Below are 24,446 nucleotides of genomic sequence, written 5' to 3'. Positions count from 1 at the left end.
GTGTTTTTAGACATTTTTTCAAGCAAATTCTTTTGGATAGACCAATTGTTTAATTTTAACTATTTAATTAGAGATATTTATTCTCTTAATCAAACAAACCAATAAAAAATGCTAGGAAATCCTAGCATTTTTTGTTATTAAACGAGTCCTTGACTTAGCATCGCTGCCGCTACTTTTTCAAAGCCAGCAATATTCGCACCTAAAACAAAGTTATCTCGTGCCTGATATTCGTTAGCTGTATCACGACAAGTCTCATAAATGTTTTGCATAATTTGATCTAGCATACCGTCAACTTTTTCAAAGGACCAAGCTAAACGTTCAGCATTTTGGCTCATCTCTAATGCAGAAACCGCAACACCACCTGCATTAGCGGCTTTGCCTGGACAATAAATTACAGCTGATTTAGCAAAAACGGCGACTGCTTCTAGTGTACAAGGCATATTTGCGCCTTCTGCCACGACTTTCACTCCGTTTTTCACTAAAATAGCGGCTTGCTTTTCGTTGATTTCATTTTGTGTTGCACATGGTAACGCAATATCATACGCTGTTTCGAAATCCCAAACAGATTCTTTATCATAATAAGTTGCGCCTTTACGTGTTTCAACATATTTTGAAATGCGTTCACGATTTTTTTCTTTTAGTTCTTTTACTAACGCCACATCAATTCCTTCTGGATCATAGACAAAACCAGACGAATCGGAACATGTGATTACTGTGGCGCCTAGCTCAGTTGCTTTTTCCATGGCATAAATTGCGACATTCCCACTACCAGAAACAGCGACTTTTTTGCCTTCAAACGTATCGTTTTTATCTGCTAATAAATGTTTAACAAAATAAACCGTTCCATAACCCGTCGCTTCTGTTCTTGCTTGGCTTCCCCAGTATCCTAAAGGTTTTCCAGTCAACACTCCTGCATCATAGTTGCGCAAGCGTTTATACATGCCAAACAAATAACCAATTTCACGAGCGCCTACGCCAATATCGCCTGCTGGAACATCTGTACTTGGACCAATATGTTTTTGAAGTTCGGTCATGAAACTTTGACAAAAACGCATGACTTCAGCATCTGACTTGCCTTTTGGATCAAAATCACTACCGCCTTTGCCGCCACCGATTGGCAAACCAGTTAAACTATTTTTAAAAATTTGTTCAAAGGCCAAAAACTTCATCACACTTAAATTCACACTTGGATGAAACCGCAAACCACCTTTGTATGGTCCAATCGCTGAATTATATTGGACACGATAGCCTCTGTTCACATGCCAGTTGCCCTGGTCATCTTGCCACGGCACACGAAATTGAAAAATACGTTCAGGTTCAATCAAGACACCTAAAACATTTGCTTCAATGTATTGAGGATTTTTTTCTAAAAAACCTTCTACGGTTGGTAAAAACTCATCGACTGCTTGTAAATATTCTGTTTGACCTTGGTCTAATTGGTGAATCTTTTCTTGAATATTTTTAACATATTGTTTTGCGTCCATTTAATCATCCTCTCATTGTTATAGGTTTATTTTAACTGAAAATTCAAAAATTACCATAGTCAAACGTTTATTTTTTTATTTATTTCTTTTTTGCATTTTTATTGCGCTAATGAAAGCGTTGACATATTTTTGTAAAGTATGTAATATAAAATTAGTAAGCAAAGATAAAAATTTGTTGATATTTTGCATTAAATACACTCTTATACATCAAGATATATTTAAAGAAAAGAGGAATATTTATGGAAATGGAAAAATTTAAAGATGATTTAAAATCGTTAGGTAAAAGAGTAACAAAATTAAAGGAAAATATTGCTACCGAAGAAGCAACCAAAACTTCTTTAATTATGCCCTTCTTTCAAATACTGGGTTATGACATTTTTAATCCTTTGGAATTCGTTCCAGAATTTACTGCTGATGTAGGGATTAAGAAAGGGGAAAAAGTAGATTATGCGATAGTAATTGATAGTATTCCTACTATGTTAATTGAAGCAAAATCTGTCAACGAGCAATTAACAAAACATGATTCTCAATTATTTAGATATTTTGGGACTACGACATCAAAATTTGGAATATTAACAAATGGTAAAGAATATAAATTTTTTACCGATTTGGAAGAACCCAACAAAATGGACGTCTCTCCATTTTTAACTATTGATATAACTAATTTGAAGGATACACAAATACCAGAAATTGCTAAATTCCATAAAGACACATTTGATATTGATAAAATTACAAGTAGCGCTTCTGAATTGAAATATTTAAATAAATTTAAAGCTTTCTTATCAGATCAGCTTTTAGACCCTTCAGAAGATTTTGTAAAATATTTTGTTGGAGAAATTTATGGCGGAGTAAAAACTAAACAAACATTAGATAAGTTTACACCTATAATAAAAAAAGGAATAAATCAATTTATCAATGAAAAAGTAAATGAAAAGTTAAGTGCTGCATTAAATACTTCTGTTTCGGACAAAGAAGATGATTTGTCTGAACAGCCTGAAGATGAAATCGAGAATAATATAGTTACTACTCCTGAAGAATTAGAAGTTTACACAATTTCTAAACTCATTTTAAAAGATACAGTAGTGTTGGATAGGATATTTTACCGAGATAATAAAAGTTACTTTAATGTACTCCTTGATAATAATATCAGAAAATGGATTTTAAGATTTTACATGAATAATAATGGTATGAAAATAGAACTAAACAACGGATTAAAAGAATTAATTTCAATCGAATCACCATTAGATGTGTCTAATCATTCAGAAAAAATAATAAAAATTGTAAACGAGTTCTTATAAAACTAAGGAGCCAGTTAGTAAATTTTCAATTAGCTGGTTCCTTAGTTTTATTTATTTTTTCCTTAAATCCAGAAAAAATCCCGTAATTATGGTACACTACCTATTGAATTGGAGGAGAACTATGAAGAAATTTGATGTAATTATTGTCGGCGCTGGGACGAGTGGTATGATGGCCACGATTGCGGCTGCAGAAGCAGGCGCTCAAGTATTATTGATTGAAAAAAATCGCCGTGTTGGGAAAAAATTATTAATGACTGGTGGCGGCCGCTGTAATGTAACTAATAATCGGCCCGCAGAAGAAATCATTTCATTTATTCCTGGGAATGGAAAATTTTTATACAGCGCATTTTCACAATTTGATAACTATGATATCATGAACTTTTTTGAATCCAATGGTATTCACTTAAAAGAAGAAGATCACGGACGCATGTTCCCTGTTACAGATAAATCGAAGTCAATTGTTGATGCGCTATTTAACCGCATTAACGAATTAGGAGTCACTGTTTTTACAAAAACACAGGTCACAAAATTACTACGAAAAGACGATCAAATAATTGGCGTTGAAACCGAACTGGAAAAAATTTATGCACCGTGTGTTGTATTAACAACTGGCGGCCGCACTTATCCTTCCACAGGAGCAACTGGTGATGGCTATAAACTAGCCAAAAAAATGGGGCATACCATCAGCCCACTATACCCTACCGAATCACCTATTATTTCTGAAGAACCTTTTATCCTTGATAAAACGTTGCAAGGTCTCTCTTTACAAGATGTTAATTTAACTGTTTTGAACCAAAAAGGAAAACCTTTAGTTAATCATCAAATGGATATGCTGTTTACACATTTTGGCATTTCAGGACCTGCCGCGCTCCGCTGTTCTAGTTTTATTAACCAAGAATTAACTCGCAATGGCAATCAGCCTGTCACGGTAGCCTTGGATGTGTTTCCGACAAAATCTTTTGAAGAAGTGCTGAAAAATGTTGATTGCATGATTGAGGAACAGCCAAATAAAGTGGCAAAAAATGCCTTTCATTCTTTAATACCAGAACGTCTGCTCACTTTTTATCTAGAGAAACTAGCAATTGAAGAAGTGCCTGCCAAACAACTAACAGAAAAGCAACGTCTTTCCTTTGTGGAACTACTGAAAGACTTTCAGTTCACTGTTACGAAAACATTGCCTTTGGAAAAATCTTTTGTCACAGGCGGTGGGATTTCCCTCAAAGAAGTGACCCCTAAAACAATGGAGAGCAAATTAGTCAATGGTTTATTTTTTGCTGGTGAACTTTTAGATATTAATGGCTATACTGGAGGCTACAATGTTACAGCTGCATTTGTCACTGGACATGTTGCTGGCTCCCATGCCGCAGAAATTGCAGAATACACCTATTTACCAATTGAAGAAGTCTAAACAAAAAGTCGCTAAAATAGCGACTTTTTGTTTGCTTTTTTTATTTATCAATAATTTTCCCGTTTTCTAAATAAATAGTGCGGGTGGCTACTTTTTCCACAAACGTTTCATCATGCGAGGTGAAAATTACTGTTCCTTGATAGGCACTTATAAATTCTTCAAGTGCTTTGATTGTCTCTAAATCAAGAAAATTGGTGGGTTCATCCAATAAGATAATATTATTTGGTTCTATAAACAATTGAGCCAAAGTAATTTTTATGGCTTCGCCACCACTTAGAGAAGATATCTTTGTCTGTAAATTTTCTTGTTGAAAACCTAGCCGATATAAACGTGAACGCACAACCTTTTCAGAATAATTTGTCCGCTTCAATAAATAAGTCAACAGTGGCTCATCATTTTTTAATCGATAATCTAATTGATGATACGTTCCTAACTGGACTTTGGGAGAAAAGTAAATGGCCGGGTGACGGGCTTCAATTTGTTGAAGGAAGGTACTCTTCCCAGCACCATTTTTTCCACAAAGTGCTATTTTTTCGTTTAAAGGAATTTGAACGTTCACTTGGTTAAGAATTGTTCGATTCTCATAAGCGAAAGTTAAATTTTCAATTCTAATTGGATATGGATTGTATAAAGAGAACTGATTATTAGTAGGAAAAATAATTTTTCGCTCTTGTTTTGCTTGCGCAACATCGGGTAATCTGTCAATTCTGGCATTAATCGCTTTCGCTTGTTTTTGGAGTGCTTTTTGTACGGTATCTTTTTGTTTAGAACCAGCTAAACGACTAGGTTTAATTTGCTTTTGTTTTTTTGAAACATGACTAGATTTTTGCGCTTGTGCTTGTTTCTTTGTGTAAGATTCCTGTAATTTTTTCTTTTCCTTTTGATACTGATGATAGACATTATATCGTGTTTGCTGTTCCAATTCTTTTTGACGACAATAGGCATCGTAGTTTCCTAAATATTCTTTGACATGTCCATCCGAAACTTCCCAAATTTTCTCTGCTAATTGATTCAAGAAAAAGCGATCATGACTAACAAACAAAACGGTCCCATAATAATACGTTAAATCTGCCACTAACAACTGACGATGTTCTTTATCTAAATGTGTGGTTGGTTCATCTAAAATAACCCCGGTTGGATACTCTGAAAATAATGTTGCTAAGCGTTTTTGGACTTTTTCGCCACCACTTAGTTTTTGATTTTTCTGATTTAGCAAACAGTTTTTGTCAGTTTTCTCTGATTCATTCGTTATTTCTTCAGCTACTTGTGCCAAGTAATGAAAGTCGTTCAATCTTTGCACTTTTCCTTTATCTGATTGAATCTTACCCATAATTAAATTGAGCAGTGTTGATTTTCCTGCGCCGTTTTTACCAATAATCCCAATTTTTTCATTTTCATATACAAATAATTCATCAATTTCTAGAATTGGTTTTCCCGAAAAGTGAATACTTACGTCTTTCAGATGAATACTTAATTTTTTCATTTTGCCCTCTTCTTTCATTTCTGAAACGAAAGAATCTTGGGTACGCAAAAAAGGACAGCCTAATCGCTATCCTTGTAGTTTCGTATAAAAGTACACACGTCACCCATGAATTTTAATTTCAGACTTTTTGATAAGATTTATTCAATTTATTTTGTCAAAAAGTCAATCCAAATTCTGATAGATGCCAACATACAATTATACCTCCTCGTTTAATTACTCCCACACTAACACCTCTGCTTTCTTTTGTCAATTCTGACCCTAAAATGAGAGAATCGGACTTTAGTAGGATACAATTTTACCGAAACTATGGCAAAATAAAGACGGAGGTGAAAACCATGAAGATTACATTGACACGAAAAACATCAGCTTGGGGCGCGTTACGCTATTTTACATTTTATAAAAATGGTGTGCATCAAGGGAAACTTTTTACTAATGTACCTATTGAAATTGAGGCTGATCCTGGAGATGTTTTAACGTTCTATGAAGGCTGGTTCCAATTTTATCGGCGCATTGAAGTTACTGAAGATACCAAAGAAATCACGATTATCAATTCTAAAAAATTGCAACATGTTTTTTATACCTGTGTCGTCTTATTTTTAATTTTAACGCTATTATTCCTTTCCGCACAGAAACTTTCGACGTTTATTATTGCTGAAATTTTAATTTACTCTGGTATTCAGTGGCTGTTCCGGCAACAAACCTATCATTTTACTGTCAAGAAAAAAACGGAATCCTTTGCTTCCTATTCTAAAAAAAGTATCGCACACTAAACGAATCTTTAGCGTGCGATATTTTTTAATTACTTTTCATTAATTCGGCCACATATGTGACTGTTTCTGGTTGTGTTTCTTCAATTTTATTAATCGCATCTGCAAAATTCGGTAAATGTGCTTTGTGGGCAATTAATAATTCGTCCAACAAGGTCTTCGCCATGACGCCGCCAGGAACTAATGGATTAATAGTGAAAGCATGCAATGCTGCGCCGTAATCACCATTGATGGCTGCTCGAATAACCGTTTCTTCCATAGCTTTCATATTTTGAATAATTCCTCGTGCTGCTGGCGGAAAGGCCCCCCAGTTGTAAGGTTCATGGCCATGTGCTGTCACAGGACCAGACACTTCTACAACACAATCATACGGTAAATCAGTAATTGTCCCATTATTTTCAGTAGAAACAACCATATCCGTTCGTTTATCATTATAAATTGATGCGATCATTTCACAAGCTGCATCGCTATAGTGTGTGCCGCCCCGTTCTTCTAATTCTTTTGGTTTGTAATCTAGTTTGGAATCTTTATACAATTCAAACAGACGACCTTCCGTTTCTTTAACCACTTGTGCTCTTGTTTCGCCCCGTTCATACTCTTCGATGGAATGCTTCAACATCTCATCTTCAATATAATAATAGCGATGATAACCACATGGTAACATTCCTAAATCTTTTAACTGTTCATAATGGAACGGCGCATCAAAAATATTTTTCAAATGACTTTCTTGCTCTTGCTTAGGTCCGTAAATTAAATCAATGAGTTCTTGTGTTCGCTCTTGTCCTTCTTTGTCCCAAACGCGGTGCCAATGGAAATGATTAATTCCAGCAAATTTAAAGAATAAGTCTTCTTCTGGAATTCCCAGCATTTCGGCCGCTTGTTTTCTATGACCAATCGGCACATTACATAAGCCAACTGTTTTTTTCCAACCGCCATGTTTAATTGCAGCTTCCGTAACCATTCCAGCTGGATTAGTAAAATTCACTAACCAAGCATCTGGGCAAAGGCGTTTCATATCGTCAATAATAGCTAAAATGACAGGAATTGTTCGAAATGCTTTAAACATTCCTCCCGCGCCATTTGTTTCTTGGCCTAATACTCCATGGGACAAAGGAATCCGTTCATCTTTAATGCGAGCATCTAATAATCCTACACGAAACTGTGTTGAAACAAAATCCGCCCCTTTTAAGGCTGCTTCACGGTCCAATGTTAAATGAACTTCCCAATCTAAACCAGCAGCTTTAATCATGCGCTTCGCCATTGCACCTACGATTTCCAATTTTTCTTTACCAGCTTCAATATCGACTAACCAAATTTCCTTAATTGGCAGTTCATCTTTTCTTTTAATGTATCCTTCAATTAATTCAGGTGTATAACTAGAACCGCCACCAATTGTTGCAATTTTTAATGCTCCTCTTGTCATCCGTCTTCTTCCTCCTTGATTAAATTGTTATCGTTTACATCTTTAGGATAAATTATGGGAATGTTCCCATGTCAAGCACTATTTTCAAAAAAATGTATGCTATACTTCTTATAAGAATACATTCCACTTTGGAGGTAAAAAATGACGTCTATCATTGATGTAGCAAAAGTTGCCGGTGTCTCGAAATCGACTGTTTCTCGCTTAATTTCTGGAAAAGGATATGTAAGTGCCGATAGTCAAGAAAAAATTCTCAAAGCAATGAAAGAATTAAATTATACCCCGAATTATGTGGCGCGGAATTTACGAGCAGGTGCCACAAAAACCATTGGCTTTTTAGCCCCTAGCTATTTAGGTTCCTTAGGCATTTTCTTGAATCGCTTTATTTCAATTGCCAAAAAATACAATTATTCCGTAACCTTATTTTTTACAGACGGCGATCAGCAGAAAGAAATTGATGCCTTGAACCAATTAAAATACAAACAATTAGATGGCTTGTTTTTATTGACACGAACAAATGAATGGTCGGTGATTGAGCCATACAGCGCGTATGGTCCTTTAGCAACCTGGCATCGTATCGATTCACCTAATATATACTCTTCCTACATTGATCATTACTCTGGTTATTATCGTTCCTTAGAATATTTACAACAACAAGGATACCAAAAAATTGGTCATGTCCTCGGTAATCCCGAAAATTTAAACACGCACGCACGAAAACGTGCAATGAAAGATTTTTATGAAAACACTCAGGCACCTTGGCAAGCTGAGTGGCTGATTAATGATCAGTATACTAACCATTCTGGTCGCAAAATTGCCCATTACTGGCAACAATTAACCGAAAAGCCAGAAGCTTTGGCCTTTTATAATGATCACGTAGCAGCTGAGTTTATTTCAGAACTTGAAAATCTAAATTATGCCGTTCCTCGCGATGTCGCTGTCATTGGCTTTGATAATAGTTATGTCAGTGAGTTGATGCATATTACGACTGTTGATTATGCCATTCAGTATCAAGCCGAAAACTCATTTATTTACCTATACAACCAATTAAATCAGACGAAGATTCCTGAAAAAAAATTAACCGTTCGTCTAGTTGAACGACGAACGGTGCCTAAAAAAGACCCGGCAGATCAGTCACTTTGACTGATTTACCGGGTCCTTTTAGAGTTAAACAAAAATTATTTATGCTTTTGTTCATTTTTTAAAATAGAAATTGACTGTTTTAAGGATTGAATCATACCGCCTTCGCTGTATACAAGAACGTTTGATTTGTATAAACGAGCAGAGAAGATTGTTAAAATAATTCCAAAAACTGCCAAAATCACTAATGAGACAATTGCTTCCATTGTTGATGCCGTTTCGGTCGCCAAGCGTACTGGCATAATGTATGACGAAATCAGCGGAATAAAGGAAGTCACTTTCACCACGATATTTTGTGGATCATTCGTCCCAAACGTAATGCCAATCATATAACCGATTAAACCAATATACATGATGGGCTGAACTGCTTTTGCTGTATCCTCTGGTTTGGAAACAAGAGAACCACAAAGTGCTGCCAAAACAGCAAAAACGAGAATACCAATAATGAAAAAGCCTAATGTAAAAATAAAGGTTGATGAAAAGATACTTTGTGGTGAAATACCACTTAATAGACTTTTCATAAAATCAAGATTTTTCAATTGAGAATAGCCGAGAACAAACGCCACTCCGTAAATAAAAATTTGTGTTAAAGCTACTAGAATAACCCCAGTTAATTTGCCATAAAAATGGGTTTGCGCTTTTGTACTAGAGAGAATAACTTCCATGATTCTAGTGCCTTTTTCAGAAGCAATCTCTTGGGCAATAATTGAAGAATAACTGCTGATGAAGACAAATAACAAAATTGTTATCCCCATTGCTAACGCCATTTGAATCCCTGTGTTATCTTCTCCTGTTTTTATTTTGCCATTTTCATCAAAACTAATTTTGGCTTTTTTAAATGTTGCTTGTTGATTCAACATGGCAACTTGCTCAGCTGTTAGGTTTAAACGATTGGCATTCGCCATTGTTTGTAATTGGTTTAACATTTGAGGAATTAGCATCTCGGTTGCATTTCCTAAAGAGCGTTCAGAGTAAAGCTGACCAGAAATCTGATTATCTGTAGTGTCCAAAAGTAAATAGGCATCAATTTTCTCGTCTTTTAATTGTTCTTGGGCTTTTTTCTCAGAAGAAACAGCTTTGAAAGAAAAGTCCTCTGTTTTATTCTTTGTCAACTCTTTAACCAGCGTTTGGTTTTCCGAAACCAGACCAATGGTAGTATCTCCTGAAAAACCGCTAGCTAGAGAGCCCGCTAAGTAAACAATTCCTACAAGAAGAAATGGCGCTAAAATCATGATTAAGAAAGACAGCGACTTCACATTTTTCTTATAGACATCAGTCGCAATAATCCAAAATTTACTCATCTTGCCCACCTACTTTCATTTTGAAAATTTCTTCCAATGTTGGTGGTTGTTGATTAAACATTGGAATGTAGCCGTTGGCTGTCGCTTTATCAAACAACACTTTGCCCACTTCAGCGTTTTCTAATGTCGCTTCTAAGACGCCATCTTGTCGCAAGTGTGCTTCTTTCACACCTGCTGTAGCAGCAACTTCCTCAACAGATAACGGTGATTCTAAGAATAATTTTGTTCGACCAAATTGTTGTCGAATTTCATGAACCTGACCATCTAAAACCATGCGTCCATTTTTTAACATGACTAAATGGTCACAGATTTTCTCCACATTGTCCATATTATGACTGGAAAAAATGACACAAGAACCTTGATTTTTCAATTCAATAATGCCGTCTTTTAATAATTCTGCATTAACTGGATCCAAGCCACTGAATGGTTCGTCTAAAATAATTAACTTCGGTTCATGAATAAGTGTCGCAATCAATTGAACTTTTTGTTGATTGCCTTTTGATAAAGATTTAACTTTATCCGTTTTTTTGCCTTTAACTTGGAATTTTTCCATCCAAAAGTCAATTTTAGGTTCAATTTCTTTTTTAGTTTTTCCCCGCAACGAAGCGAAATAAATTAGTTGGTCTTCAATCGTAATTTTAGGATATAAACCCCGTTCTTCTGGTAAATAACCAATAATATTGTACTCTTTTTCATTTAATGGTTGACCATTCCATAAAACCGACCCGCTATCTTGTGTTAAAAAATTTAAAATCAAGCGAAACGTAGTTGTTTTCCCGGCACCATTTTGGCCAATTAATCCTAAAATTTTCCCGTCCGGTATCGTAAAGGATACATGATCAACTGCTTTAAAATCCCCAAAGGTTTTGACTAACTCTTTTACCTCTAACACATAAACGCCCCCTTCACTTTTTCTAAACCGCTGTTTAGTTACTCATATCGTATCTTTCCTGTGTTGGCTTGTCAATGACAATTGTTATGGAAAGATGTTGCACTTTAATCAGACGCTTTATTTTCTGCTAAACGAAAAAGGCCATCCGTCTCGGCAGAAATATACACTTCATTTGCGGACAAGCCTGTACTTTCATAAAATGTATTTTTAAATTCCTTTGCCGATTTTGATGATTGACAGGCCCAAATTCGACCTGTACGATTCAGCCACGTACCCAATTCATTCATTAAACGCTCATCAATCAGTAATTGATTTGGTACTTTTTTAAATTTTATTTGATAAACGGGTGTTAGTATTTTCATGATCAGACGTCCTCTCTTTTAAGTTAGTTTTAGTATATCACGAAAGAAATCGTTATCATATTTTCTTGAGAGTTCAACTTTTCATGAAAAAATTGAATAAAAAAAACCAGACAAATTAGGAAAAGCACCTAATTTGTCTGGTTCATTTTCATTTATTTTTCTATCTCAGAGGTTGTTTCTTGGTGCAAATGACGATACACATTCTTTGCGACAGTTTCAGGTAACCCAGCTTTTCTTAATTCTTCAACACTGGCTGCCGTAATATTTTTAAGCGATTTAAATTCTTTTAAAAGATTTTTTTTACGTTTTGGTCCCAAACCTTCAATGTTATCTAATTTGGAAGCAAAACTATTTTTACTACGTAATTGACGATGAAATGTGATGGCAAAACGATGGACTTCATCTTGGATTCGTTGCAACAAGAAAAATTCTTGTGAGTTTCTTTCCAATGGTACAACTTCTAAGTTTGGACCAAATAAAAGTTCACTCGTTTTGTGCTTGTCGTTCTTGGCTAATCCAGCTACAGGAATATCGACTCCTAGTTGATTGGCTAACACATCTTTGGCAACATCGACTTGACCTTTACCACCATCGATTAAAATTAAATCAGGAAAAGGCAAGCCTTCTTTTAAAACTCGTGAATATCTGCGATAAATGACTTCTCTCATAGAAGCGTAATCATCAGGACCTTGGACAGTTTTTATTTTATATTTTCGATACTCATTTTTAGCTGGCCGTCCGTCAATAAACACAACCATCGCAGAAACAGGGTTTGTTCCCATAATATTTGAATTATCAAATGCTTCAATTCGAATGGGCGCAGGTATGTTCATCGCATTGCCTAATTTTTCAACTGCACCAATTGTTCGTTCTTGTTTCCGTACAATCAAATCGAATTTTTCATTTAAAGCAACTGCAGCATTTTTACTGGCTAATTTAACCAGTTTTTTCTTTTCTCCCCGTTGCGGCTGCAAGACTTTCGTAGCTAATAAAGCTTCGACGCTTTCTTTATCAATGTCATCAGGAATCAAGACTTCTTTTGGCACAAAATGCTCATTCTCTTGATAAAATTGTCCAATAAAAGTTAAAAATGCTTCACTGGCATCATCATAAAATGGAAAAATCGATACATCACGTTCGATTAATTTTCCTTGTCTGACAAAGAATACTTGGACACACATCCAGCCTTTATCAACAGCATAACCAAACACATCACGATCAATTAAATCCACATTCGTCATTTTTTGGCGGGTCATAACTGTTTCAATCGCTTTAATTTGATCGCGAAATTCTGCAGCTTTTTCAAATTCCATATGTGCAGCTGCATAAGCCATTTTTTCTTGTAAGCGGTCCTGAATTTCTGTATGTCCACCAGAGAGAAACCCTTTAATCTCTTCCACCATATCTTTGTAGACTTGCGGATCCACATCAAAAGCATAGGGACACAAACATTGTCCTAAATGATAATACAAACAAGGTGTTTTTTGCGATGGATTACATTTTCGCAAAGGAAAAAGCCGATCTAACAGTTTCTTTGTTTCATTCGCTGCATTTACATCTGGATATGGCCCGAAATATAACGCTTTGTCTTTTAAAACCTTTCGAGTAATCATTAAACGAGGATATTTTTCGTTTGTGATTTTGATAAAAGGATAGGTTTTATCGTCTTTTAACATGATGTTATATTTGGGATTATTTTTATGGATTAAATTAATTTCTAATAAAAGTGCTTCAATATTCGATTCTGTCACAATATATTCAAAATCATCGATTTCACTGACTAATCGTTCTGTCTTAGTATCATGGCTACCACGAAAATAAGATCGGACACGGTTTTTCAAAATTTTGGCTTTCCCAACATAGATAATCGTGCCGTTTTTATCTTTCATTAAATAACAACCAGGTTGATCAGGAAGCAGTGCTAATTTATTTTTTATTCGTTCGTTCATACGATACTTCCTTTCTAACAAAATGCTTCATCTATTATACACCTCTTTTTGTAATTAAACAAAAAAAGCCGCTACTTTATGTACGAAAGAAACAGCCTGAAAAGACAATCGCTAATGATTTCTCTTCAGACTGAATCAGACTATTCGTAATGACTAATCAACGTTTATAAGTGTTTGGCAATCATTGCTTGCAATTGGTCTTTTGTATGAACACCGACTGCTTTTTCAACAACTTCGCCATCTTTTTTCAATAGCAATGTTGGGATGCTCATGATTCCAAAACTTGCTGGTGTTGCAGGATTTTCATCCACATCCATTTTGACGATTTTCACTTCGTCTTCATCATATTCTTCAGATAATTGTTCTAAGATGGGTGCTTGCATACGACAAGGGCCACACCAAGTTGCCCAAAAGTCGATTAAGACTAATCCTTCATCTGTTTCTGTTGCAAAATCTTTATCGGTAATTGCTTGTGTCATTTCACAAACCTCCTACTCTTTACTCTTATTACATGCTTAGTATAACACGTCATCTCTAAGATAGCGAGTGTTCTGCTTACTTATTGTAAGTCCTTATTTATTGGAATTTTACGACAGTCGCACCATTACCACCTTGGTTTTGTGGCGCAAATTCATAGCTTTTCACACTGCGGTGATTTTTTAAAAATTCCGTTATTCCTGTTCTTAATGTACCTGTTCCTTTGCCGTGAACAATGGTTACTTGTGGATAGCCCGCTAGAATCGCAGCATCAATGTATTGGTCAACTTCTGCCAATGCTTCTTCGTAGCGTTTGCCACGTAAGTCTAGTTGTGTGCCAACATGACTGCTTTCTGCAGAACGAACCGTTGTAACTCTTGGTTTTGCTTCTTTTTGTGGAGCGACAGGCGTCATATCCTCTTCAGAGACGTTCATTTTTAAAATGCCCAATTGGACTTGCCATTGTCCTTTGCCGTTGTCTTTTAATAATGTCCCTCGTTGGCCGTAAGTATTGACAATTACTTCATCGCCAGCTTTTAATTTTTTCTGTTCTTTGGCCTTCTTCAACACTTTGTTTTTAGCAAGCTTGGTTTCTTCATGGTGTAATTGAGAAAGTTGTGTTTTCGCATCAATTAACTGATGTTCTTTGACACCACCTTGTTGGCCACTTTCCAATTGCATTTTGCGAATATCAGAAATAATGGTTTCCGCATTTTCTTCCGCTTCTGCAATAATTTTATTCGCTTCTTTCCGCGCTTTTTGTAATTCTTTTTCTCGTTCTTCAAAAAATACTTGATAGGCTTCTTTCAGTTCTTTATGCAAAGCGGCCGATTCATCGACATAGTGGCGAGCTTCTAAATATTCAGTTTCGGCCATTTTGCGACGGTTTTCCAGGTCTTCAATCATTTCGTTTAAATCTTGACTTTCACCGTCCATTATTTGTTTTGCAGCTTCAATAATACTGTTGTCTAATCCAAGACGTTTCGAAATTTCAAAAGCATTACTTCGGCCAGGCACGCCAATTAATAAACGATAGGTTGGACTCAAGGTATCTACATCAAATTCCATACTGGCATTGATTGTTCCAGCTCGATTATAGCCATACACTTTTAATTCAGGATAATGGGTTGTTGCCATCACATAGGCTCCTTTAGCACCCAATGAATCTAAAATGGCAATCGCTAAAGCGGCCCCTTCTTGCGGATCTGTCCCAGCACCTAATTCATCAAATAGTACTAAACTTTGATGATCGACTTTCTTTAAGACAGACACGATATTCGTCATATGTGAAGAGAAAGTACTTAAACTTTGTTCAATCGATTGTTCATCCCCGATATCCGCAAATACTTCTGTAAAAATACCCATTTTACTCTCTTCTTCAACTGGAATAGGTAATCCAGCTTGACCCATTAATTGTAAAAGACCTAACGTTTTCAGAGTAATGGTTTTCCCGCCGGTATTAGGCCCTGTAATCACAATTGCTTGATATTCTTCTCCAATCAAAATGTCATTGGCTACAGCTTTTTCTGGATCCAATAGCGGGTGCCGGGCTTGTTTAAAAACTACATGATTTGCTTGACTAATTTCTGGAACAACTGCTTTTAGTTCTTTTCCTAGTCGCGCCTTAGCATTAATAAAATCAAGTTTACCGATGACATAAGCATTATGCGTAATTTCACGGCGATAAGGGACCAACTCGGCCGACAGTTCTGCCAAGATGCGAGTAATCTCATTTCTTTCGGCAATTTGTTGTTGTCGCAAACGATTATTCATTTCTAAAATTTGTTTAGGTTCAATAAATAAGGTTTGTCCTGAAGCACTTTGGTCGTGAACCACGCCACCAAAAACATTTTTATATTCTTGTTTGACTGGAATCACGTAGCGTTCATTTCGCATAGTAACAAGGGCATCACTAAGGTAACGTGCGTTTTTCCCACGAATAATACTATCTAGTTCTTCTCGAATGGTCTGCTCACTACGTCGAATATTTTGCCGAATTGCCTTTAAGGCTGGCGAAGCTTCATCTGTGACGTAGCCATCATCATCAATGGCTTGTTTGAGTTGGCGATTTAATTCAGGCAAAACTTCTAGTTGCTCTCGCCACATATATAAACGTTCAAAATCCACTTCATTTTCACTTAACTCATCAAAAAAACGAGTCAGTTCTGAAGTAGTCGACAAGACACGGCCTACTTGTGCTAATTCTATGCCATTTAAATCCGCACCAATTTCAATCCGTTTCATGTGTGGTTGGATATTTTCTAATTTAGGAATGGGGATTCCACCACGTAATCGTTGAACTTTTAAACCATCCTGTGTTTCATTTAGCCATGATTGAATTTTATTTTCATCAGCAATCGGTAATAATTCCGAAACTTCGTTTGTCCCCTGAGCTGTCACAATAAATTGCAACAACTGTTGTTTTACTTTATCAAACCCTAATGTTGATAGAATACGCTGATTCATTTTTCCACCTACTTTTCTAACTTTTTCATTTGTTGAAAAGACTGAGACATAACATAAGAAGTTTCGCTTTGCTCACTTACTTCTTATCTCTATCTCAGTCCCATTCAGCTTTATTTCGTAATTGGTTCAACCCATAATTCATATGCTTGTTTTGTTAGAATTGGGGTATTTTTTACAATGCCTCGTGCCAAGCCACTTGACCGAAACTGATTTTGGACAATATCTGACGGAATCATTGACGCCGTAGCTAACACTAGAAAAAGACCCACGTATAACACAAGAACACTTAATACGCCACCTAATAGTCCATTTACCTGTTTCAAAACTGGAATAAATGTTAATCCATGTAAAAAGATAGCTAAAAAACGAACGACCAACCAGCCTGCAAACAGCAATAATAGAAACGCAACCGCTGAATAAAAGGCTTTGTCCAAGTCTAAAGAAATCTCTTGATTAAAAAAGACAAGCTTTGACGTTGGCGTAACCGATGGATATGGAATATACAATTCTAAATGAGAAGCGACCTCTTTGTAATAGGTTCGAGCAACAAAATATGAAATTAAGTAACCCACTGAATAGAGCACTTGTAAAATCAAGCCTCGTTTAGCTCCTGTATAAAATCCAAAGGCTAAAAGTAATAAAATAAGTATTGTTAACATCTTGTCATCCTTTCAGGAACTACTCCGAAACACCTTTATTTTGAATCTGCTGTTTTCGATTTTCATTCAAAATTTGTTGGGCTTCCACATGATTATGAATTTCTACATCTTCTTGTCCATTCTTTTTCAAAACATCTCGTGCTTCTTCTTCGATAATTTCCATTCGGCGCACACGATTCTCTAATTCAGCCAAACGAATGGTTTTCTGTTTTAAATCTGCTACTTGTTTTTCCAATTTTAAAGCATATTCTTGTTTTTTTAGTTGATCTGAAATTGCATTAATTGCTAATAAAACAGAAGCTTGTTCCGTATCAGTTTGCGGAGAAAGATGTTTAATTTCCGCCAGTTGTTCGTTGACAATTTTTGTGACTAAATCCATATGTTGTTTTGACTCTTGGCCAATAATTGTATACGTATGGTCTGCAATGATTGCTTTATATCGTGTTTTTTCATTTGATGCCATGTTGAGGTTCCCTCCTGTAAATCAATCCATTCTTGCTTATTGTACCATGAAAAAAAAGCGAAGCGCAATTTTCGTACAAATTCTCTCTTATTATATGCCACAAAGCGAAAAATTTAAAGATTTCTTTACAAGAACTCTGGCAATTTAAGAACGAATAGAAATTGTGTAGGAGAAAAAGCGTGGAACAAAAAGTCAAAGTGATTTTTGTCCCACGCTCAAACTCTGATAATCAGCTAAAAATGTTTGTTTCAGCTGTACTTTTTAAGGCTTAGTTATTATCTTTCATCTTTTCTACACGTAAACAACGCATAGCATTTAAAACAGCGATAATAGTTACACCAACATCAGCAAACACTGCTGCTTGCATTGAAGCCAAGCCTAATGCACCTAGTGCCAAGACAATGATTTTAACAGCAATCGCAAAGATAATGTTTTGTTTAACAATTCTCAATGTTTTTCTTGATAATTTAATCGCAGAGGCGATACGACTTGGTTCATCATTCATAATCACCACATCAGCAGCTTCAATTGCCGCGTCACTTCCTAAACCACCCATGGCAATCCCAACATCAGCCCGGGCTAAAACAGGTGCATCATTCATGCCGTCACCAACAAAGGCAACTTTGTTTTTAGGTGAAGATGCTTTTAACAACTCTTCTAAACGATCCACTTTGCCATCTGGTAAAAGTTCTGCATAAACTTTGTCAACACCAACTTCTTTTGCAATAGCTTCTGCAACTTGTTGATTGTCTCCAGTCAGCATAACAGTTTGTTTGACCCCTTCAGCTTTTAATTCTTTTATTGCTGAAATGGCGTCTGGTTTCAATTGATCCGCAATCACTAAGTAGCCCGCAAATTGATTATCAATAGCGACAAAAATTAAAGTTCCCGCTTCCTTCACTTCTGGTGCTTCGATACCAAATTGTCTCATTAACTTCGCATTACCGACTAAAACTGTTTTGCCTTCAATTGTGGCTTTGATACCGTGTCCGGCAACCTCTTCAATTGCTGTTGCTGGAACTGTTTCTTTGCCATAGCTTTCTTTAATAGAAATAGCAATAGGATGAGTGGATAATTGTTCTGCTGTTGCTGTTAAACGTAACAACTCTTCTTCAGGTAAAACAACACTAGTTATGTTTTGAACCACAAAATTTCCTTTTGTTAGCGTACCAGTTTTATCAAAAACAATCGTTTCCGTATTCGCTAAAATTTCTAAATAGTTGCTTCCTTTAATTAAAACACCTAGTTTGCTGGCTCCGCCAATTCCACCGAAGAAACTTAAAGGAACAGAAATGACTAAGGCACATGGACAAGAAATAACCAAGAACGTTAATGCCCGATAAACCCATTCATTAATAGAAGTATCAGGGAAAATAAATGGTGGAATCACTGCCAATAAGACAGCTAAAACAACGACAACTGGTGTATAGTAACGAGCAAATTTAGAAATAAAGTTTTCTGCAGGGGCTTTTTTACTGCTAGCATTTTCAACTAAATCTAAAATTTTGCTAACTGTTGAATCCCCAAATTTTTTCGTAACATTAATGGTCAAGGCCCCATTTTTATTGATAAAACCACCTAAGATTTCATCGCCGACTTTGACCGTTCTTGGAACGGATTCACCAGTTAACGCAGAGGTATCTACCATGCTTGATCCATCAATAATGTGGCCATCTAACGGAACTTTTTCACCTGGTTTCACTAATATTTGTTGCCCAATTTCAATTGTATCTGGAGCGACCGCTTTTATTTGTCCATTTACTAAAAGATTTGCTGAATCTGGACGAATATCCATTAATTTGGCAATTGATTTTCTGGATTGATCAACTGCAGCACTTTGGAACCATTCGCCGACTTGGTAGAATAACATTACTGCCACAGCTTCGGGATATTCCCCAATAAAGAATGCCCCAATCGTTGCCACAGACATTAAGAAATTTTCATCAAACACTTCCCCACGAAAAATATTCGTTACCGCTCGTTTGACAATGTCGCCACCAATTAAGACATAAACGACTAAATAAGACGCCAAAGCAACCCAATTATTACTTGGTTTAATGATAATAAGTGCTAAAAATAAAACAAATGCAATAATGATACGAATTAAGCGATTCTTATTTGGATTACGTCCCTCTTCTTCTTTGACATCTTTTAAAGAAATAACTTTGACATCTGGTTCTAACTTACCAATCACTGCACGCGCTTCATTTTCGACTTCTAAATCATGTCCTGATTCAACTTCCAGTGTCATTTTTTCAGCCATGAAGTCCACACGCGCTTTTTCTACTCCGTGAATTTTTTGGACAGATTTTTCAATTTTGTCTGCACAACTTGCACAATCAAGTCCTTCTAGTTTATAACTCTTTTGCATTTAAACACCTTCACTCCCTATATAATAGCGATTATTCCGTTTACATGAATAACCTTTCATGAATCCATTATAAATGAAGATGCAATCATATGTCAACCGCTTCACGTAATCTTTTTCTATTTTATAGACATAATGGCATAATTGCTGTAGGTGGAATGGATAACTGAGTAATAACTTTCGGATTGAGTCTATTGCTGCCTTTCCACCAAATTTTGGTTTGTTGGTGTTGAAACCAAGCACTTTGTTCAAAAGGTGCTGACAATGTTTGTAAGTGATGCACTTCGATTTGATTGGTTGCCTGCGGTTCTGTTGTGAAATCATGGGCCCGAATTCCAATAGAATGACAAGAAATAGGAACTTCTTGTGTAACCGTTAGTGTTTGTTGCCAGCCAATCACTTGGACTCTGTGCGCATCTATGCGTTTGACAGGCCAAATATTTTTACAACCAGTGAGTTTAGCTGCTTCAATCGTTTGAGGTTGGTTAAATAATTGATTTGTTGTACCAAAAAGTGTTTGGTTTTTTGTGATTATCACTAAACTCTGACATAACTTATACAGTTCATCTAAACTATGACTCACAATTAAGGCATGTTGATTTAAATTACTTAATCGCTGTTGAAGTTCAATTTGCAGCTCTTCCTTTAAGGGTGCATCTAATGCGGAAAATGGCTCATCTAATAACAGGTAAGCCGGCTGAGCCGCTAGCATTCGCGCAAAAGCCACTCGCTGTCTTTGTCCTCCAGAAAGTTGACTAGGATATTGTTGTTGGATTTTAGTTAAGTGAAAAGATGCAAGCAATTGAGTGACCAATTGTAAATCTTTTGTCACGCACGTCAGATTTTCTACTACCGACAAATGAGGAAACAACGCATACTGTTGAAACAAAAGACCAATTTTTCGTTGTTGCGGCGACAAATTGATCTTTTGTTCAGCATCGAATAAGACTTGATCATTTAAAACAATCTGACCTTTATCCGCAGTCTCAACACCCGCAATACATTTTAATAACATACTCTTGCCACAACCAGAAGCACCTAAAATTCCTGTTGTTTGCGTCTTTGTCTCAAACTGAATTTGCAAAGTATGACTTTTCAATTCTTTTTGAATATCAACAATTAATCTCATTCCGATCTTCTCCAAGCGCGCTGACTAAAAAATTCCGTAAAAAATAAAATAATCAGGCAAAGTAATAACATAATCACAACATATTGATTGGCTAAGCGCCAATCCCCACTTGCTACAGCAGAGTAGATAGCTAAAGGAAGCGTTCTTGTTTTGCCAGCAATATTCCCTGCTAACATTGTCGTCGCTCCAAATTCGCCTAACCCACGGGCAAAGGCTAACACGCCACCGGCCAAGAGACCGTTCATCGACAAAGGTAACGCAATTTTTCTAAAATATCGACTTTCCGAAAATCCGAGTGTCTGGGCCACCGCCAACAATTCACTATCCATTTGTTCAAACGCCGTTAAGGCTGAACGATACATTAAAGGAAATGAAACAGCAACGGCAGCAATAACCGTAGCTGGCCACGAAAAAACAACTTGAATGGCAAAAAAATCAAGTAAAAACTGGCCCACTGGTTGCTGAACACCAAAAATAGTTAAGAGAAAAAAACCAAAAACAGTCGGCGGTAAAACTAATGGCAACGTAAATAAACTATTCAAAAGAATTTTTAATTTACGATTTTTCAAACGAAAAACAATATATGCAACGCTTGTTCCTAAAACAAAAGTAAATAAAATGGCGATTATTGCTGTCTGAAAAGATAAAAGAATTGGTCGAACATCCATTTTCCCACCTACTTTGTTAACTTAAAGCCAATATTTTCAAAATATTTTCTGCATTGTTGACTCTGTAAAAAATTTAAAAAAGCATCCGCTGATTTTTGTTTCTTAGAGGCGGCAACTTTACCAACTGGATAGATGATTGGCTTTTTCAAAGCAGCTTCAGGCATGGCCGCAACAATCGCTACTTTTGAATTGGTTGCTGCATCTGTCGCATAAACCAAGCCAGCTTCTGCACTTGCATTAGCCACCCATTCAAGGACTTCTGTTACATTCGTACCAAAGCTTGCGTGTTTTTCTACATAAGACCAAGCGCCTAAAGCTTTTAAGCCTTCTTCGGCATATTGACCAGCTGGAACACTTGCAGGATCACCAATTGCTATCATTTGGGCTTTTTTTAAATCAGAAAAATCATGCCACTTTGCTTGATCTTGGTTAGGCACAATAAGAACGAGCTGGTTTTCCAATAAAGGAACGACACTTTTTTTATTAATTAGTTTTTCTGCAACCAATGCATTCATTTGTTTTGTCGAAGCCGAGAAAAATACATCGGCTTTTAGGCCTTTTTCAATTTGCATCTGTAATTTTCCAGAACTATCATAGGTTCCAGTTACCTGAATATCTGGATGCTCTTTTTCAAAGGCTGGAATAATTTTCTTCTCCATGACTGATTCTAAGCTAGCTGCTGCCGCAAGGGTTATTTCTTCTTTTTTTGTTGAAACTGTTTCTTTTTGCGGCTGATTTGTACATGCAGCAATTAGGGCAACTAAACTGAATAAACTAAGCAAGAACACAGCCTTTTTTTGTTTAGACATTTGAACGCCTCTTTTCTTTTATAAATACCCGCCATAACTCAAGTCAATAATTTCAGATTTTTTTATCACTTCTTTGGCCATTAATCTTGGTAACAACAAATCAAAAACCGTTTTTTCTGAAAATAAAACACCACCTGGTAAGCCAATGATCGTTTGCTCTCCTTTATAAGCCAGCAAAAACATTGAGCCTGGTAAGACTGGTGTCCCATGGGTTACGATTTCAGCACCTGTCTGCTTAATTGCTAACGGTGTCAAGTCATCAGGATCTACACTCATACCACCTGTACAAACAATCAGATCAAGCCCTTGTGCTAACATCTTTTTGATCGCAACAGTAATTTTTTGCGGCTGATCATCGACAATTTCTTGCTTGACAATCGTAACTAAAGGATACGCGGAGAACTTGGCTTTTAACACAGGGTAAAAAGCATCCTCAACCAATCCTGTGTAAACTTCACTGCCAGTAGTTACAATCCCGACCCGTATTTTTTTGAAAGGTTTCACAGAGATTAGTGGCTCAGACGTGCTGAGCTGGCGTGCCTTTTCTAATTGGCTTTTAGAAATCGTTAGTGGAATCACTCGAAAGGCTGCAACTTTTTCATCTTTCTGAACTTCTATATTGGTAATTTTAGTTGACAAGGCAAGACCTTCAATTTCATTTAAAGCAATTAATTTTTCTCGATTGACTTTTAAAAGACCTCTCGTGCTAGCTTTAGCAACAATTTTTCCTTCATGGACTTCACTCGGCTGACATGAGTCATCTGTTAACAGGTTATACAAAAATGTCGCTGCCTCTTCTTCATGTATTTCTGCTGGATCCAAGGAAACAAACAGATGTTTTTTCCCTAATGATAAAAGAATTGGAATATCTTCTTGAACAACTATATGTCCTTTTTTAAAACACACTTCCTTGGTCTTCCCATAGTCAATTCGCGTAATATCATGACTCAACGGAAGGCCAACTGCCTCTTCTGTTCGAATTGTTTTCATGGTTTATTCCTCATCATGTATGATTTTTTTATTTGTGATTAAATCCAAAGCGTGGGGCAAAACAGGCAACAAAAAATGCAAATGTTCTGTTACACTTTTCGGGCTACCAGGCAAATTAACAATGAGCGTGCGTCCTCTTTGAACAGAAACGCCTCGACTTAACATAGCAAATGGTGTTTTTTCCAAGCTAAGTTGACGCAAGCCCTCACTGATCCCAGGAATGATTCGCTCTGCTACACGTAAGGTAGCTTCTGGGGTCCGATCCCGTTCACTCAACCCTGTGCCGCCTGTCGTTAAAATCAAATCACAGGTCTTAGACCACTCTTGCAATAGCTCTACTAATTGATTTTCTTCATCTGGTAAAATGGTTTGTTTAGTTACCTGGTAGAGCGCAGGTAACTGTTCACGAAGCAAGGGACCCGATTGGTCGACAGCAAGCCCTTGAAAGCAACGATCACTTAATGTTACAATGCCCACTTTAAACAACGTCTAACTGGTCTCCTTTTTTAATATGACCTTCTGTCACAACAACTGCAAAGATTCCTTCTCTAGGCATGATGCAATCGCCCACTCGCGCGTATATCTGACAGTGTTTATGGCACTCTTTCCCAATTTGAGTAACCACCAATTCAGAATCGCCTATTTTCATTTTCGTTCCAACGGGTAATTGACGTAAATCAATCCCTGAGACGATAATATTTTCCCCGAAAGCACCATTGCCAACCCGAGCTCCTTTTTCATTGAAAGCCGTTATTTCTTCAAAAGATAACAAACTGACTTGTCGATGCCAATTACCGCCGTGCGCATCATTTTCTAATCCGAAACCTTTAATTAAGTTGACTTCAGGAATTTCCTTTTTCTGTGTGCCTCTTCGCGGGCTAATATTTATTGCAATAATTTCTCCTGTTTTCAT

The 24,446-nt window shown here is 36.5% G+C and carries 22 protein-coding genes; 4 read left to right on the top strand and 18 right to left on the bottom strand.

Annotated elements, in window-relative coordinates:
* Nucleotides 1-137 precede the first annotated feature (137 nt).
* A complete protein-coding gene (gene gdhA, locus IGL23_RS06090) occupies nucleotides 138-1,484 on the bottom strand; it encodes an NADP-specific glutamate dehydrogenase (RefSeq protein ID WP_002360402.1) in 1,347 nt (448 codons plus the stop codon).
* 239 nt (nucleotides 1,485-1,723) lie between these two features.
* Between gdhA and IGL23_RS06085 the strand changes: the two genes are divergently transcribed.
* Together IGL23_RS06085 and IGL23_RS06080 are read left to right on the top strand one after the other, a co-directional pair.
* The gene (locus tag IGL23_RS06085) at nucleotides 1,724-2,782 is read left to right on the top strand and encodes a type I restriction endonuclease (RefSeq protein WP_002357690.1); all 1,059 of its coding nucleotides are present in this window, start codon (nucleotides 1,724-1,726) and stop codon (nucleotides 2,780-2,782) included.
* A 121-nt stretch (nucleotides 2,783-2,903) separates the two neighbouring features.
* On the top strand, nucleotides 2,904-4,190 hold the full coding sequence (locus tag IGL23_RS06080; protein ID WP_033595232.1) for an NAD(P)/FAD-dependent oxidoreductase: 1,287 nt from the start codon (nucleotides 2,904-2,906) through the stop codon (nucleotides 4,188-4,190).
* 40 nt (nucleotides 4,191-4,230) lie between these two features.
* On the opposite strand, the gene abc-f is transcribed toward IGL23_RS06080, so the two are convergent.
* Nucleotides 4,231-5,691, bottom strand: a complete 1,461-nt coding sequence (abc-f, locus tag IGL23_RS06075; protein ID WP_033595281.1) for a ribosomal protection-like ABC-F family protein — start codon at nucleotides 5,689-5,691, stop codon at nucleotides 4,231-4,233.
* A 245-nt stretch (nucleotides 5,692-5,936) separates the two neighbouring features.
* On the opposite strand from abc-f, the gene IGL23_RS06070 reads away from it, so the two are divergent.
* The gene (locus IGL23_RS06070; RefSeq protein ID WP_002357693.1) at nucleotides 5,937-6,443 is read left to right on the top strand and encodes a hypothetical protein; all 507 of its coding nucleotides are present in this window, start codon (nucleotides 5,937-5,939) and stop codon (nucleotides 6,441-6,443) included.
* 25 nt (nucleotides 6,444-6,468) lie between these two features.
* Here IGL23_RS06070 and IGL23_RS06065 read toward each other — a convergent pair whose 3' ends face one another.
* The gene (locus IGL23_RS06065; RefSeq protein WP_033595234.1) at nucleotides 6,469-7,863 is read right to left on the bottom strand and encodes a 6-phospho-beta-glucosidase; all 1,395 of its coding nucleotides are present in this window, start codon (nucleotides 7,861-7,863) and stop codon (nucleotides 6,469-6,471) included.
* Between the two features lie 141 nt (nucleotides 7,864-8,004).
* Between IGL23_RS06065 and IGL23_RS06060 the strand changes: the two genes are divergently transcribed.
* Complete coding sequence (locus tag IGL23_RS06060; RefSeq protein ID WP_033595236.1) at nucleotides 8,005-9,003, top strand: LacI family DNA-binding transcriptional regulator; 999 nt, start codon at nucleotides 8,005-8,007, stop codon at nucleotides 9,001-9,003.
* Nucleotides 9,004-9,038: 35 nt separating this feature from the next.
* Here the strand turns inward: IGL23_RS06060 and IGL23_RS06055 are convergent, their stop codons facing one another.
* The 15 genes from IGL23_RS06055 to IGL23_RS05985 form a co-directional block, all read right to left on the bottom strand.
* Nucleotides 9,039-10,301: an ABC transporter permease gene (locus IGL23_RS06055; RefSeq protein ID WP_002404204.1), complete on the bottom strand. Its 1,263-nt coding sequence runs from the start codon at nucleotides 10,299-10,301 to the stop codon at nucleotides 9,039-9,041.
* Nucleotides 10,294-11,193, bottom strand: coding sequence for an ABC transporter ATP-binding protein (locus IGL23_RS06050; protein WP_002357699.1), 900 nt, complete (start codon nucleotides 11,191-11,193; stop codon nucleotides 10,294-10,296). Before IGL23_RS06050 ends, IGL23_RS06055 begins: the two co-directional genes overlap by 8 nt.
* A 104-nt stretch (nucleotides 11,194-11,297) precedes the next feature.
* Nucleotides 11,298-11,555, bottom strand: coding sequence for a DUF3884 family protein (locus tag IGL23_RS06045; protein WP_002377612.1), 258 nt, complete (start codon nucleotides 11,553-11,555; stop codon nucleotides 11,298-11,300).
* A gap of 152 nt (nucleotides 11,556-11,707) precedes the next feature.
* The gene (uvrC, locus tag IGL23_RS06040; RefSeq protein WP_002357701.1) at nucleotides 11,708-13,504 is read right to left on the bottom strand and encodes an excinuclease ABC subunit UvrC; all 1,797 of its coding nucleotides are present in this window, start codon (nucleotides 13,502-13,504) and stop codon (nucleotides 11,708-11,710) included.
* Between the two features lie 164 nt (nucleotides 13,505-13,668).
* Complete coding sequence (trxA, locus tag IGL23_RS06035) at nucleotides 13,669-13,983, bottom strand: thioredoxin (RefSeq protein WP_002357703.1); 315 nt, start codon at nucleotides 13,981-13,983, stop codon at nucleotides 13,669-13,671.
* A gap of 97 nt (nucleotides 13,984-14,080) precedes the next feature.
* On the bottom strand, nucleotides 14,081-16,447 hold the full coding sequence (locus tag IGL23_RS06030; protein ID WP_033595238.1) for an endonuclease MutS2: 2,367 nt from the start codon (nucleotides 16,445-16,447) through the stop codon (nucleotides 14,081-14,083).
* A 110-nt stretch (nucleotides 16,448-16,557) separates the two neighbouring features.
* Nucleotides 16,558-17,106, bottom strand: a complete 549-nt coding sequence (locus IGL23_RS06025) for a CvpA family protein (protein WP_002357705.1) — start codon at nucleotides 17,104-17,106, stop codon at nucleotides 16,558-16,560.
* Between the two features lie 19 nt (nucleotides 17,107-17,125).
* Nucleotides 17,126-17,569, bottom strand: a complete 444-nt coding sequence (zapA, locus tag IGL23_RS06020; RefSeq protein WP_002357706.1) for a cell division protein ZapA — start codon at nucleotides 17,567-17,569, stop codon at nucleotides 17,126-17,128.
* 268 nt (nucleotides 17,570-17,837) lie between these two features.
* Nucleotides 17,838-19,940 (bottom strand): heavy metal translocating P-type ATPase, encoded by a 2,103-nt coding sequence (locus IGL23_RS06015; protein WP_033595240.1) that lies wholly within the window; start codon nucleotides 19,938-19,940, stop codon nucleotides 17,838-17,840.
* 121 nt (nucleotides 19,941-20,061) lie between these two features.
* The gene (locus IGL23_RS06010; protein ID WP_033595242.1) at nucleotides 20,062-21,066 is read right to left on the bottom strand and encodes an ATP-binding cassette domain-containing protein; all 1,005 of its coding nucleotides are present in this window, start codon (nucleotides 21,064-21,066) and stop codon (nucleotides 20,062-20,064) included.
* Complete coding sequence (modB, locus tag IGL23_RS06005) at nucleotides 21,063-21,734, bottom strand: molybdate ABC transporter permease subunit (protein WP_010828167.1); 672 nt, start codon at nucleotides 21,732-21,734, stop codon at nucleotides 21,063-21,065. The genes IGL23_RS06010 and modB overlap by 4 nt, the downstream gene beginning before the upstream one ends.
* Nucleotides 21,735-21,742: 8 nt before the next feature.
* Complete coding sequence (modA, locus tag IGL23_RS06000) at nucleotides 21,743-22,543, bottom strand: molybdate ABC transporter substrate-binding protein (protein WP_002360416.1); 801 nt, start codon at nucleotides 22,541-22,543, stop codon at nucleotides 21,743-21,745.
* Nucleotides 22,544-22,561: 18 nt separating this feature from the next.
* Nucleotides 22,562-23,533, bottom strand: a complete 972-nt coding sequence (locus IGL23_RS05995) for a molybdopterin-binding protein (protein WP_033595244.1) — start codon at nucleotides 23,531-23,533, stop codon at nucleotides 22,562-22,564.
* A 3-nt stretch (nucleotides 23,534-23,536) separates the two neighbouring features.
* Nucleotides 23,537-24,019 carry a MogA/MoaB family molybdenum cofactor biosynthesis protein gene (locus IGL23_RS05990; RefSeq protein WP_033595246.1) on the bottom strand — a complete coding sequence of 161 codons (483 nt, stop codon included), beginning with the start codon at nucleotides 24,017-24,019 and terminating at the stop codon, nucleotides 23,537-23,539.
* Nucleotides 24,012-24,446 (bottom strand): MOSC domain-containing protein, encoded by a 435-nt coding sequence (locus tag IGL23_RS05985; RefSeq protein WP_002357714.1) that lies wholly within the window; start codon nucleotides 24,444-24,446, stop codon nucleotides 24,012-24,014. The genes IGL23_RS05990 and IGL23_RS05985 overlap by 8 nt, the downstream gene beginning before the upstream one ends.

The organism is Enterococcus sp. MSG3299 (genome assembly GCF_050555765.1).
GTDB lineage: Bacteria > Bacillota > Bacilli > Lactobacillales > Enterococcaceae > Enterococcus > Enterococcus faecalis.
The sequence above is the reverse complement of the archived record's forward strand: the minus strand, read 5'-3'. Positions and strand labels throughout refer to the sequence as shown.